The sequence below is a fragment of the Cyanobium sp. Copco_Reservoir_LC18 genome, assembly GCF_009834675.1.
GTDB lineage: Bacteria > Cyanobacteriota > Cyanobacteriia > PCC-6307 > Cyanobiaceae > Cyanobium > Cyanobium minutissimum.
In genome coordinates this window covers 1-12,839 of record NZ_ASAC01000026.1, presented here as the reverse complement: position 1 = coordinate 12,839, position 12,839 = coordinate 1, and the positions used below count along the sequence as shown (strand labels likewise).

Below are 12,839 nucleotides of genomic sequence, written 5' to 3'. Positions count from 1 at the left end.
CCCGAGGGGTCAGGAGCCGCAGCGGTAGCCCTTGTCGCGGAAGACCCCCAGACAGGCATCCACGGCCGCGGAGTCGTACAGACGACCGCGGTTGGTTTCGATCTCCCTGAGGGCGGCATCGGATCCCAGTCCCGCCCGGTACGGGCGGTGGGCACACATGGACTCCACCACGTCGGCCACCGCCACGATGCGGGATTCCAGGAGCAGCTGGTCGCCGGCGAGGCCGTTGGGGTAGCCGCTGCCGTCCATCCGCTCGTGGTGTTCGAGGACGATGCGGGCAATCGGCCAGGGGAAGGCCACGTCCTTGAGGATCTCGTGGCCGGCCTCGACATGCTCCTTGATCAGGTCGTACTCGTGGCGGCTGAGCTTGGTGGGCTTGCAGAGAATCTCCGCCGGCACCGTGATCTTGCCGATGTCATGCACGGACGCCGCCAGCCGCACGCCTTCCAGTTCCCTGGGCGGGAGTCCCAGATCTTCCCCGATGGCGACCGCCAGGTTGGCCACCCGCTTCTGGTGACCGGCGGTGTAGGGGTCCCGCATCTCCGCCATCCCCCCCAGCACCGAGAGCAGCTGCCGGTAGAGGAGCTCCTGCTGTCTGAGGGTGTCGACCCATCCGGCCTCCGCCAGCTCCCTGGCGATGAGGCTGCCGAGACGGGTGGCGATCGTGTCGAGCAGCAGCCGCTCCTCCGCCAGGAAGGGGCCCTCGCCGGCCGCCTCGAAACGGTCGATGTAGCCCACGCTCACCGACCCGTGGGCGGTGCCCCTGACCCTGATCTCCGCGGACTGCACCGACCGGCAGAGCTCCAGATCGCCCGTCTGATAGCAGCGCTCGCCGCGTCGGATTCTGGCGACGGCGCTGCCCGCATGCAGCCAGGCCTCCGGGATGGTCGCCACGATCTGCTCGAGCATGGCGTCGATCGGGCCCTGGCTGCTGCTGATGATGGATTCGATCTGCTGGAGGCAGTGGAGTTCCTTCATCCGCTCCGTCAGGGCCTGCTCCAACGGCAACGACAGACCGGAGGGGGAGCAGGTCGCCACGGGTAGGGCCGCTGACCGTGCGCCATTGGAGCCGTTTCCCTTCCCTATGGAAGCGTCCATATCCGCCTCAATCCCAGAGGAGCAGAACGGCACGAAGCGCCTGCAACGGCGGTCGGTGTGTTTCTGTTGTCTTCACGCTACACCGCTGTCAGCGTCCTCGCATCTGTTCTGCTGCACGGCGGCTCACGGCCGGGCGCTCCTGCCTGGGGATTCCGTGGGCCAGAGCGGCGGCCGGGACCATCACGGACGCCAGCGGGGGACCGACCGCATTGCCCACCACGGGGATCCCCTCCCGCTGGAGCAGCTCGGCCTGGGTGTCGCCATTGGGATCCCGTTTGGTCACGCCCAGGCTTCCATCCGCTGACACGACCCGGTACCAGGGGACATCCAGCTTGGCGCCGTCCTCCAGCTGGCTGAGGATGTAGGCGACATGCCTGGGCATCACCGCCAGATGCTCGCCGATCGATTGGTAGGTGGTGAGCTTCGATTCGGGAATCGACGCGACCACCGTGAGAACCTGCCCCTTGATGCGCGCAAAAGCCTCGGACTTCGCCATCGAGGACTAGCTATGGCCGCGCAGATCGATGATCACATTACCCTTCTTTCGTCCCGTGTCGACATACCGATGGGCCGCCACGATCTGCTCGAAGGAATAGATCCGGTCGATCACCGGTTGGAACGCTCCCGCCTCCGCCAGGGCGGCCAGATGGTGCAGATCGTCCACCTTCACGGTCGCGGGTCCGGCGATGACGCGTCGGTCGCTCGTCAGCGACACCCACACCCCCCGCAGCATCTCGGGCAGCCCGGCCAGCACCAGCAACAGCCTTCCACCCGGTTTCAATGAGCGACGGCAGCGCGCGAACGGGGCGTTGCCGACCGTGTCGACAATCACGTCGTAGGTGATGCCGTTCCGGCTGAAGTCGTCCCGGGTGTGGTCGATGACATGGGCCGCCCCGAGGCGACGCACCAGATCGAGGTTCGCCGTGCTGCACACCCCGGTGACCTCAGCTCCGGCGCGGCGGGCCAGCTGGACAACGGCCGTGCCCACCGCTCCGGAGGCCCCGTTCACCAGCAGCCTCTCGCCGGGTCGTACCCTCGCCCGGCGCAGGAAATCCAGGGCCGTCGTGCCGCCGAAACACAGCGCCGCAGCCGTTTCGTCCGAGAGGGCGGGCGGGGTGGCCACCACCAGACCGTCCTGGGGCAGGCAGAGGTACTCGGCATGGCAGCCGAGGCGGGTGTCGCTGAAGGCGAAGACCCGCTCGCCCACCCGGAAGCGGCTCACCCGCGGGCCCACCGCGGCGACGATGCCGGCCAGCTCCGAGCCGAGGACGGGCTGCCGGGGTTTCCGCAGGCCGAACACCAGTCGCATGATCAGCCCGAAACCCGCCGGCACCGTCTGGCTGCGAATCCGCCAGTCCGCCGAGCTGACCGTGGTGACAAGGATCCGGATCAGGATCTCATCGTCCTTCGGGGTGGGTGTGGCGAGCTCCCGGATCTGGAGCACCTCCGGCGGCCCGTAGCGTTCGGCGACAATGGCTTTCATGGCAGGGGGGGTCCGAGAAAGGAGCTGTAGGCCCTGGCGAGGGCCTCCTTGCCGCCCGCTTCCACCACGGCGCCGTGGGCGACGATCACCCGGTCGAAGTCCCAGCGCAGGACGGCCTGCATGGCCCTGCGCAGCGCGGCACGGTCGGTGGTGGCCAGGCGCTCGAGTATGGAGGGCTCCAGGCGACCGTAACCGCCGCCGACCCGCGTGACCCAGCGGGTGAGCCGGGGGGCGGTGGCATCGAAGTGGAAGGCACTGTCGGTCAGGATGAGCGTCCTGCTGGGGGTGTGGCAGAAGGCCACCTCGTGCAGCGGCGAGGGGCCGCTGGGCCCCAGGGTGTGGAGCCCGCTGAGGCTGCACAGGAGCAATCCCGGCCAGGGGGAGGGATCTTCGGCGCTGAGCAGACGATCCAGCGCCAGATGGGGGCACTTCTGCTTCAGGCCGGGCGGACCCCACACGGTCGCCCGGGGAAAGCGCTGCCGGAAGGCCTCGAGATGGAGATGGTGAAACGCGTTGGGCGCCACGACATCGGTGACGACACCGATGGCGGCCAGGTCCCGTTCGAGGGCGGGGGTCGGCTGAATCGGCGAGAGGATCACCAGCCGGTTGCCGGGCTCCAGGCGGATGACGCCCATCCGGGTGCCGATGCTCAGGCCGAAGTACGTCTGCGGCTGTTCGGCCACCCAGAGATCATCGGCGAGGCGGTGGAGCATGGGAAGGATGGGGATGACGCAGCACCCTGGCAAGGATGGCCGCCCCACCCTTGGGGAAAGCCACGCCATGGTGGTCCTCATCGGCGAGGAACACCAGCGCATGGTCCGGATGGTCCGGGATCCAGGCTTCATACTTGGCTGCCCAGATCACCAGATGGGCCTCCAGCTGCGTCAGAAACAACGCCAGTTGGCCCAGACGGCGGTGGGACGGTGGGGCTGCCCGGAAGTAGCGGTCGGAGCGCAGCCACTCCAGCAGCGATTGATTCAGGGGTCGGATCGTGTGCATGGTCATCGCTCGTATCAATCCATGCAGCTGCCGTTCCTCCCCATCCATGGCCGCGTAGGTGTCCGCAAACAACCGTTCGTATCCAGGCTCCAGGGCAGCTGTCTCCGGTAGACGACCCTTCAGCTGGGCGGCCAGCCGCTTCAGCAGTTTGCGTTGGGCTGCATAGGCCGCGTCGCCGGCGCGCAGCAGCGCGTAGAGCTCCGCCAGCCGACTCCGGCGTTCCTGTGCGGTTCTCCGCAGCTGAACCACCACTTCGATCGCCGTTCTGCCCCCATAGCCCAGGGCGGCGATGAAGCCCGCAAGCAGGGCCGGGGCAGCCCAGGATGGGTCGGCGGAGGGGGGCATCAATCCAGCCGACGCAGGATCGGGAACGGTGGGCCGGCCAGATCCAGCCTTTCCTTCTCTGTCCGGAGGTTACCTGAGGTCGTTCTGCGGATGGACACGTCCGGGGCCTTGTGATGGGACCACCGAACGCCATGACCCCGTTGGACGCTCGGCGTTCGCGGCTGAGATCACGGGTCGAAGGAGTGAACCTGCCTCACTCCCCATCGCACCCACCGATGGTCACGTCAGCCGCCTGTCGTCCCTCCTCGGCGGACCGGTCCGGCAGCATTCCTGGGACCGGTCGCCTGCCGCCCATGCCCGATGCCGCCGCCCCCGTCACCCCCAAGGCTGAGGCCCCCGCCCTGGCGATCGAGCCCCTGTTCCCCATGGCCCTGGGCCGGGTGCAGCTGGCGCCCGATCCCCTGGACACCGCCCTGCTGCTGCAGCGGGCGCTGGAGCTGCGGGAGCGGCACCCCAGCGAGGAGGGGGTGGCCTGGACCGGCGATGTGCGCGGTGCCGGGGAGCTGCACCGCGACCCCCTGTTCGCCCCCCTGATCGGCCGGCTGGCCCTCCATGCCTGGGCGTATCTGGCCGCGCTCGGGTTCGACCGCCGGCGTCTGTGCCTGCATGTGCAGCGCAGCTGGCCGGTGATCAGCGAGGCCGGCGAGCAGGTGGGGCGCCACCACCATCCCAACGCCCACCTCAGCGCCATCTACTACCTCAACGGCGACGGCAGCGGCCGCAGCGGCTGCCTGCGCCTGTTCGCCCCCCGGCAGGTGAACGAGCTGGTGCCGGGGCTGGCGGTGGGTCAGGACGGGCCGATCGGGACCGATGCCGCCCTCAACCGCCCCTGGCACGACGTGGCGCCCCGGGCCGGCCTGCTGCTGCTGTTTCCCTCCAGCGTCGACCATGCGGTGCTGCCCAACGGCGACCCCGACGACACCCGCTTCTCGCTGAGCATCGACTTCGTGCTCACGGCCCCGGCGACCGCGGCCGAGCCGGGCGAGTACCTCGCCCCCCACCCCGGCCGCTGGCTGGCGATCGGGGAGGATGGGGCCGACCCGGGAGCCTGAGCCGCCCCCCTCCGCGCCGCCCCTCCCAGACCCCTTTTCCCCGTGTCCGAGCCCACCAGCTTCCAGATCACCGCCAGCCTCGACGGCGCGACCCACGTCTTCCCCTGCCGCAGCGACCAGACGGTGCTGAGCGCCGCCGAGGCGGCCGGGGTGCCCCTCCCCAGCTCCTGCTGCTCGGGCGTCTGCACCACCTGCGCCGCCCTGCTGCACAGCGGCACCGTGCACCAGCCCGATGCGATGGGGGTGAAGGCCGAGCTGCAGGCGAAGGGCTATGCCCTGCTGTGCGTCTCCTATCCCCTCTCCGACCTCGACCTGGTGGCCGGCCAGGAGGACGCCCTCTACGAGGCCCAGTTCGGTCAGTTCCAGAAGTGAGCACCCTGGTGCCCCTGGAGCTGTGGCTGCGGCTGTCCCCCGGCCCCCTGCGGCCCCAGCTGCGGCAGGCGCTGGTACAGGAGGCCCGCCGCCTGGCCGGTGAGGGCGCCGAGCCCCTGCGCTGGGCGATCACGGCGGCCGACCCCGGCCGCGGCCTGCGGCTCGAGGGGATCGTGGTGGGCCCGGCGTCGACGCCGACCGCCGCTGCCGGCCCTTGAGCGCGGCCGCCCCGCCCCTGCCCACCCTGCTGGTGATCCCCACCGGGGTGGGCTGCGCCGTGGGCGGCTTCGCCGGCGACGGCCTGCCGGCGGCCCGGCTGCTGGCGGCGGCCAGCGGCTGCCTGATCACCCACCCCAACGTGATGAACGCCGCCTCCCTCTACTGGAGCGACCGGCGGATCCACTACGTGGAGGGCTGGAGCCTCGACCGCTTCGCCGCCGCTGAGCTGGCCCTCGCTCCGGTGCCATCGCAACGGGTGGGCGTGCTGCTGGATGCGGGCATCGAAGCGGAGCTGCTGCTGCGCCACCGCCAGGTGATCGACGCCTGCCGCGCCAGCCTGGGGCTGACGATCGGCCCGGTGCTCAGCAGCGAGGCCCCCCTGCAGGTGGGCCTCTCGATCGGACCCAGCGGCAGCAGCTGGGGCAGCCTGGGCCGGCCTGATGCCCTGCTGCGGGCCGGGGAAACCCTGCTGGCGGCCGGGGCCACGGCCATTGCCGTGGTGGCCCGCTTTCCCGACGAGCCCGGCAGCGACGCCCTGGCGGCCTACCGCCACGGCACGGGGGTCGACGCCCTGGCCGGGGCGGAGGCCGTGATCAGCCACCTGCTGGTGCGCCACCTGGGCGTGCCCTGCGCCCATGCCCCCGCCCTGGCGCCGCTGGCGGCCGATCCGGGGCTGGATCCGCGGGCGGCGGCCGAGGAGCTGGGCCACACCTTCCTGCCCTGCGTGCTGGTGGGGCTGAGTCGGGCCCCCTCGCTGCGGCCGGAGCCGGCCAGCGGCCACGGGCTGCTGCACGGCGCTGATCTCGGGGCGGTGGTGGCCCCGGCGGGGGCCCTGGGGGGGGAGGCGGTGCTGGCCTGCGCCGAGCGGGGCGTGCCCGTCATCGCTGTGGAGGGGAACCCCTGCCTGCTGCAGGTGGGTGGCGAGGCCCTGGGGCTGCCGGTGATTCCGGCCGCCGGCTACGCCGAGGCGGCCGGGATCGTACTGGCCCTGCGGGAGGGAATCGATCCGGGGTCCCTGCGGCGGCCCCTGGCCTGAAAGCCTCAGGGCTCGCCGAGGAAATCCCGCTTGCCGAGCTCCACGCCGTTGTGGCGCAGGATGTCGTAGGCGGTGGTGACGTGGAAGTAGACGTTGGGCAGGACGAAGAACAGCAGGAAGCTCTGGCCGCTGAAGTGGAGGGTCTCGCCGCGGATCGGCAGCTCGATCGCCCTGGTTTCCGTGCCGTCGATCTGATCGCTGGAGAAGGCCGCGAGGCTGGTGAGGGTCGTCTCGATGCGGCCGATCAGGTCGGCGAAGCTGGATTCGTCGTCGGCCATCGCGGTGCTCTCCACCCCGGCCAGGCGGGCCAGGCCGCGGCGGGCGATGTCGGTGGCGATCTGCACCTGGCGCACCAGGGGGAACATGTCGGGGTAGAGGCGGGCCTGAAGCAGCACGGCCTGATCGATGCCTCGGGCTTCGGCGTGGGCGGCCGCCTTGGCCAGGATGCCGCTGAGGTTGGTCAGGCTGCGGGCCAGGGGCGGAACGGCCGCCTCGAACATCGAGAGGGTCATGGCTGGGGCGCGGGGCCGGGGGCAGGCGAAGCGGACTGTAGGCCGGTCGATGGGGTGGCCCGGCCGCGGCGATGAGCAGAAACACTCAGCCGGTTTCCCCCCTAAGGCGGACCGATTGCGAGTTAAGCTCTCTGCGATCGCTGCTCCGGGCGGCGCGTCGTCAAGTCGTTCTTCACACATTCACATGGCTGCCATCGAAAAGGTCCCCAGCGTCGTCTTCAAGACCCGTGTGCGCGATGAGTCCGTGCCCGGTCCCAACCCCTTCCGCTGGCAGGACCTCACCACCGACGACATCTTCAAGGGCAAGAAGGTGGTGGTGTTCTCCCTCCCCGGTGCCTTCACCCCCACCTGCTCCTCCAACCACCTGCCCCGTTACGAGGCCCTGTACGAGGAGTTCAAGGGCCTTGGCGTTGACAGCATCGTCTGCATCTCGGTCAACGACGCCTTCGTGATGTTCCAGTGGGGCAAGCAGGTGGGCGCCGACAAGGTGTTCCTGCTGCCCGACGGCAACGGTGAGTTCAGCCGCAAGATGGGCATGCTGGTCGAGAAGGACAACCTCGGCTTCGGTGCCCGCTCCTGGCGCTACTCGATGCTTGTCAACGACGGCACCATCGAGAAGATGTTCGTGGAGCCCGGCCTCGAGGACAACTGCCCCACCGACCCCTTCGAGTGCTCGGACGCCGACACCATGCTGGCCTACCTGAAGGGCACCGCCCCCGCCGGCGTCTCCGCCCCCAGCCGCGAGTTCGTCGGCTGAGGCCTGGCCTCCGGCCGCCCTGTGCCCCCGCTCCTGGTCAGGAGCGGGGGCTTTTGCTGGTGTCGCCGGGGCGACCCCAAGGCTGGTGAGATTTGGCTAAAAAAACCGTGGTGATCACCCAGCCAGAGCGCCATGGCAGGTCTACCCCACCCCACCCCTGGTGATGACACCCTGGATGGCGCGGTTGGTATCGGTGATGTCATCCGCGCCGGGGGGGGCAACGATCTGGTCCGCGGCAATGGGGCCGGGGCCGGGGAGGCCGACGAGCTGTTCGGCGAGGACGGGGACGACACGCTGATCACCAGCCTGAGCGGCTTCGGTTTCCTCGACGGTGGACCAGGCAACGACCTCATCATTGCCGGTGCCCCCGGCATCGACACCGGCGTCGGCGGCGCCGGCAACGACACGCTGATCGGTGATGCCAACAGCGACTACCTGACCGGCGACGATTTCGACCTGTTCGGCGCGCCGGGCTCGACGGTCGCCGGCAATGACCGCATCGACGGCGGTGGCGGCAACGACATCCTCAGCGGCGGGCCCGGCGACGATGCGATCGACGGCGGCGATGGCCAGGACCAGATCTTCGGCGGTGCGGAGAACGACATCCTCTCGCCGGGCAGGCCGGATCCATCGCCCACCCTGTTCGACAGCCTGCAGGGCGGCGATGGGGAGGACACACTCGCCCTGCCGGGCCGGCCAGAGGACTACAGCTTCTCCACGCCGGGCGGCCCTGTTGATGTCGTCCAATCGAACCCGGGGGTGATCCCGGCCGGCGAGGTCCGCGCGACGCTGACCGAGTTCGAGGCCGTCGCCTTCGGGGTGAGCGCCCTCGACCTCGCGGGCGGCGCGGTGCCGCTCACGACTGTCGCCTTCGCGGATCTGCTGGACGGCTCCACCAACAACCAGAACGGCGGACGGCCGCACTGGTCGATCAGCGACAGCATCTCGGCCCTGTTCGCCAGCAACCTGGTGCTGATCGACATCGGCACGCTGCTCGCCAACGATTTCGACCCGGATGGCGGCACCCTGACGCTGGTGGACCTCATCCCGACCGCCCCGGCCGGCGGGCCGGGCATGACCTTCCGCGTGCTGCTCGACGCAGCCGCCATCAGCGCCGCGGGCTACAACCCTGGGCTCTATCCGGAGGGGCTGCTGGAAGTCACGCTCACCCAGCCGCTCACGGCGCCGGTCAGCTTCACCTACCGCACCCTGGCCGAGGAGAATCTCGGCGCCGCCGATCTTGGCAGCATCGCCACCGTCACCATCAACCCGGTGAGCGCGCAGGACGACGTTGTTCGCGGCAGCTGGGGCGGGGAGACCTTCATCCCCTATGCCGTGCTGCTGGCCAATGACGGGCCGAGCGCGGTGTTCAATGGCTTCTCCAACGAATTCATCGGCAGCGGCGGCAGCATCGTCGATGATCCGGGCCGCGGCGGCATCGTGGTCACCTGGCCGTTCCCCTTCGGCACCGTCGCCGACTTTGAATACACCCTGGCCGGGGTGCCTGGCACCGCCTCAGTCACCATCAACATCGACAACGGCCCGCCCGTCGCCGTGCCGCTCGCGCGCGTGGTGACGCCCGGCAGCCATTTCACCATCAGCTTCGACGAGATCGTCGGGCATTTCGGCCATTTCGACCCGAACCTCGACGGGCTCGCGATGGGCAGCATCCTGGGGGCGACGGGCGCGGGTGCCACCTTCACCGTCACCGCCACCGGCGTGGACCTCACCTTCGCCCCCGGCTACAGCGGCGGCTTCGCGCTGAACTTCACGCTGCGCGACACCTCGCTCGGCGCCGAGAGCCCGGCCAGCACCATCAGCTTCCTCACCCCCGCCCCGCCCGCGCCCGTCGCGGTGGCCGACACGCTGGAATGGGGCATCGGCGACGGCCGGTCGATCTTCGACGGCAGCGTGCCCGGCTACGGCATCGTCTGGTCCCGCGAGCTGCTCGCCAACGACAGCGTCATGCCCGGCACGGTGCGGCTGTGGAACGTGCCCTTCGACCTCACGCCGGATGACGGCTTCGGGCCGCCGGACGCCGACAGCCAGCTGCTCCGCGTGCTGGAACGCCCCATCCCCGGCGTGCTGGGCGTGACCGACCCGGCCGACAACGGCTTCGGCTTCGAATTCGTCGCGGGCTTCACCAACCGCAGCGACACCTTCGTCTACACCATCATCGACCCGCTCGGCCGCCAGGCGCAGGGCCAGGTCACCTTCAACGTCGGCACGCCGCAGCCCGCGCTCACCGACAACGTCATCACGGTGGCCGCCGGGGCCACCAGTGTCACCGTCACCGCCGCCCAGATCCTCGGCAACGACACCTTCTTCGGCAATGCCCGCCGCCCCGGCGAAGGTGCCATCGCCGGGGTCGACGGCAACGCCCTCGTCACCACCACCAGCAGCGGCGTGGACATCGGCGGTGGCCGCACCGGCATCGAGAGCTTCACCTTCACCCTCGAGCCCGGCCGCGCGCTCGACACCTACCAGTTCAACATCCTCACCTTCGACACCGCGGCCGACGGCGGCAGCGCCAACGGCGTGCAGCGCGTGACCCTCACCGCGGCGGCGGCGACGCCGACCTACAGCCTGCGCAGCGCCGCCACCACCGTCACGGAAGGCACCGGCACCGAGATCGGTTTCTCCTACAGGATCGAGCGCACCGGCCCGCTCGATGCCGCGCAGGTGCGCGTCCTCACGGGCCCCGCGCCCAGCGGCACCTCGGCCGACGCGGCCGACCTGGACGGCGGCTTCGGCACCGGCTTCCTGGTGAACTTCGCCGCGGGCGAATCCTCCGTCGAGGTCCTGCGCCGCATCACCCCCGACGCGATCGACGAACCGAACGAGGACTTCGTCGTCACGCTCGACAGCATCGTCACCGGCCCGCCCGGCGCGGTGATCGACAGCGCCGCGAACAGCCTCCGCGTCACCATCCTCGACGACGACGCCCCGCCGCCGCCCACCGCCGCCCTCGACGCCGCCAACGTGGGCACGGTGAACGAGGGCAACAACGCGCTCGCCACCAGCAACACGCCGCTCGAATTCGTCATCCGCCGCACCGGCGACCTCTCCCAGGCCGGCACCGTCACCTTCGTCCTCGATGCCGCGCCAGGCAGCGCGCTCACCGCCGCCGACATCGGCTTCGTCGCGGCCGGCGGGGACGGGCTCGGCGGGGGCTTCGGGCCCTTCACCGCCACCTTCGCCGCAGGCCAGGACACCGAGATCATCTTCGTCTACGCCGCCGGCGACACCCTGCCCGAAGCCGACGAGGCGGTGCGCCTGACGCTCACCGGCGGCACGGGCGTCACGCTCTCCACCACCGGCCCGCTTGCCGCCGCCGGCACCTTCGCCAACGACGACACGCCACCGGCGCTGCCGACCGTCTCGCTCGACACCGCCGACGCCGGCACGGTGAACGAGGGCGACAACCCCACCGCTTCGTTCAACCCGGCGCTGGAGTTCGTCATCCGCCGCAGCGGCGACCTCTCCCAGGCGGCCACCGTCACCTTCGTGCTCGATGCCGCGCCGGGCAGTTCGCTCACCGCCGCCGACATCGGCCTCGTCGTGGACGGCGGCAACGGCATCAGCGGCGGCTTCGGCCCCTTCGTCGCGACCTTCGCGGCGAACGAGGCGACCCGCACCATCTCCGTCTTCACCACCGGCGACACCCTGCCCGAGGCCGACGAGGCGGTGCGCCTGACGCTGACCGGCGGCACGGGCGTCACGCTCTCCACCACCGGCCCGCTCTCCGCCACCGGCACCTTCGCCAATGACGACGTCCCGCCCACCGTCTCCGTCGCCCGCGTCGGCACCGCGACGGCGGTGGCCGAAGGCGACCCGACCCCCGGCAGCGAGGAGGGCGGCGCCTTCGCCTTCACCGTCAGCCGCACCGGCCAGACGGACAAGTTCGCCACCTCAATCATCTTCAGCCTGCTCTCGCCCGATGGCAGCCTCGGCGCCGACGACCTGCTGCGCGTCACCGATGCCGGCAACACCGTCACGCCCGATGCCAGCGGCCTGTTCACCCTCACCTTCGCCGCCGGCGAGACGAGCCGCACCCTCACCATCACCGCCCGGGCCGACACGGCGATCGAGACCGATGCCCGCTTCATCCTCGCGGTCGAGAATGTCAGCGACGGCACCCTGACCGGCCCGTCCAGCTTCGAGGGCAGCTTCGCCAACGACGACGTGCCGCCGACCATTTCGGTCGAGCGCCTCGGCGCGATCGCGGTGGCGGAAGGCAACCCCTCCCCGGGCCCCGGCGGCGAGGCCGGCGCCGACTTCGCCTTCGCCTTCACGCGCACCGGCCAGGCGGACAAGTTCGCCTCGACCGTCAATTTCCGCATCGCGGCGCAGACCGCCGGCTTCACCGCGGACGACATCCTGCGCGTCACCCTCGGCGGCACGACGCTGCTGCCCGATGCGGGCGGGGTCCATACCCTCGCCTTCGCCGCCGGCGACACCGCGGCGACCATCGTTGTCACCGCCCGCGCCGATGCGGTGTCCGAGGCCGACGACAGCTTCCAGCTCACCGTTGAGGACCCGACCGGCGCCAGCCTCGAGGGTGCGACCGGCTTCCTCGCCACCATCCTCGATGACGACACCGCGCCCATCGGCGGCGCCAACCGACCTCCCACCGACATCACCCTCACGAATGCGGTGGTGCTGGAGAACCTGCCCGCCGCCACGCGCGTGGGCCAGCTGTCGGCCACGGACCCGGATGGGAACGACACGTTCGTGTTCTCCTTCGCGCCGAACGGCAATCCGGATGGGCTGTTCCGCCTTGATGGGAACCAACTGCTCACCACCGCTGCGCTGGACTTCGAGGCGGGCGCCACCCGCAGCGTGACGCTGCAGGTGACCGACAGCGCCGGCAACCGCTACACCAAGGCCTTCACCATCACGGTGACCGACCTGGCCGAGGGTGCGGCCGTGCAGGCGGGTGTGATCAACGGCCCCGGTTTCGCGA

General features: G+C 70.5%; 12 protein-coding genes. 6 read left to right on the top strand and 6 right to left on the bottom strand.

Annotated features, from left to right (window positions below):
- Positions 1 to 9: 9 nt before the first annotated feature.
- From L107_RS14340 to L107_RS14320, 5 genes are all read right to left on the bottom strand, one after another.
- Positions 10 to 1,038, bottom strand: coding sequence for an HD-GYP domain-containing protein (locus L107_RS14340; RefSeq protein WP_201295913.1), 1,029 nt, complete (start codon positions 1,036 to 1,038; stop codon positions 10 to 12).
- 148 nt (positions 1,039 to 1,186) lie between these two features.
- A complete protein-coding gene (locus tag L107_RS14335; RefSeq protein WP_159819972.1) occupies positions 1,187 to 1,594 on the bottom strand; it encodes an MGMT family protein in 408 nt (135 codons plus the stop codon).
- Positions 1,595 to 1,600: 6 nt separating this feature from the next.
- On the bottom strand, positions 1,601 to 2,581 hold the full coding sequence (locus tag L107_RS14330; RefSeq protein WP_159819970.1) for an NAD(P)-dependent alcohol dehydrogenase: 981 nt from the start codon (positions 2,579 to 2,581) through the stop codon (positions 1,601 to 1,603).
- A complete protein-coding gene (locus L107_RS14325) occupies positions 2,578 to 3,294 on the bottom strand; it encodes a DUF4336 domain-containing protein (protein WP_159819968.1) in 717 nt (238 codons plus the stop codon). The genes L107_RS14330 and L107_RS14325 overlap by 4 nt, the downstream gene beginning before the upstream one ends.
- Complete coding sequence (locus L107_RS14320; RefSeq protein ID WP_159819966.1) at positions 3,272 to 3,925, bottom strand: hypothetical protein; 654 nt, start codon at positions 3,923 to 3,925, stop codon at positions 3,272 to 3,274. The genes L107_RS14325 and L107_RS14320 overlap by 23 nt, the downstream gene beginning before the upstream one ends.
- Before the next feature lie 293 nt (positions 3,926 to 4,218).
- On the opposite strand from L107_RS14320, the gene L107_RS14315 reads away from it, so the two are divergent.
- The 4 genes from L107_RS14315 to L107_RS14300 are packed head-to-tail and all read left to right on the top strand — an operon-like array spanning position 4,219 to position 6,604.
- Positions 4,219 to 4,977, top strand: coding sequence for a TIGR02466 family protein (locus L107_RS14315; RefSeq protein WP_201295912.1), 759 nt, complete (start codon positions 4,219 to 4,221; stop codon positions 4,975 to 4,977).
- A gap of 42 nt (positions 4,978 to 5,019) precedes the next feature.
- Positions 5,020 to 5,349 (top strand): 2Fe-2S iron-sulfur cluster-binding protein, encoded by a 330-nt coding sequence (locus L107_RS14310; RefSeq protein ID WP_159819964.1) that lies wholly within the window; start codon positions 5,020 to 5,022, stop codon positions 5,347 to 5,349.
- Complete coding sequence (locus tag L107_RS14305; protein WP_159819962.1) at positions 5,346 to 5,567, top strand: hypothetical protein; 222 nt, start codon at positions 5,346 to 5,348, stop codon at positions 5,565 to 5,567. The genes L107_RS14310 and L107_RS14305 overlap by 4 nt, the downstream gene beginning before the upstream one ends.
- Positions 5,564 to 6,604, top strand: a complete 1,041-nt coding sequence (locus L107_RS14300; RefSeq protein ID WP_159819960.1) for a DUF3326 domain-containing protein — start codon at positions 5,564 to 5,566, stop codon at positions 6,602 to 6,604. Before L107_RS14305 ends, L107_RS14300 begins: the two co-directional genes overlap by 4 nt.
- A 5-nt stretch (positions 6,605 to 6,609) precedes the next feature.
- On the opposite strand, the gene L107_RS14295 is transcribed toward L107_RS14300, so the two are convergent.
- Positions 6,610 to 7,116 carry a DUF1993 family protein gene (locus L107_RS14295; protein ID WP_159819958.1) on the bottom strand — a complete coding sequence of 169 codons (507 nt, stop codon included), beginning with the start codon at positions 7,114 to 7,116 and terminating at the stop codon, positions 6,610 to 6,612.
- A gap of 184 nt (positions 7,117 to 7,300) precedes the next feature.
- Here L107_RS14295 and L107_RS14290 point away from each other — a divergent pair, with 184 nt between their 5' ends.
- Complete coding sequence (locus L107_RS14290) at positions 7,301 to 7,873, top strand: peroxiredoxin (RefSeq protein ID WP_159819956.1); 573 nt, start codon at positions 7,301 to 7,303, stop codon at positions 7,871 to 7,873.
- A gap of 132 nt (positions 7,874 to 8,005) precedes the next feature.
- The coding region (locus L107_RS14285; protein ID WP_201295911.1) for a cadherin domain-containing protein at positions 8,006 to 12,839 on the top strand (4,834 nt) is incomplete at its 3' end.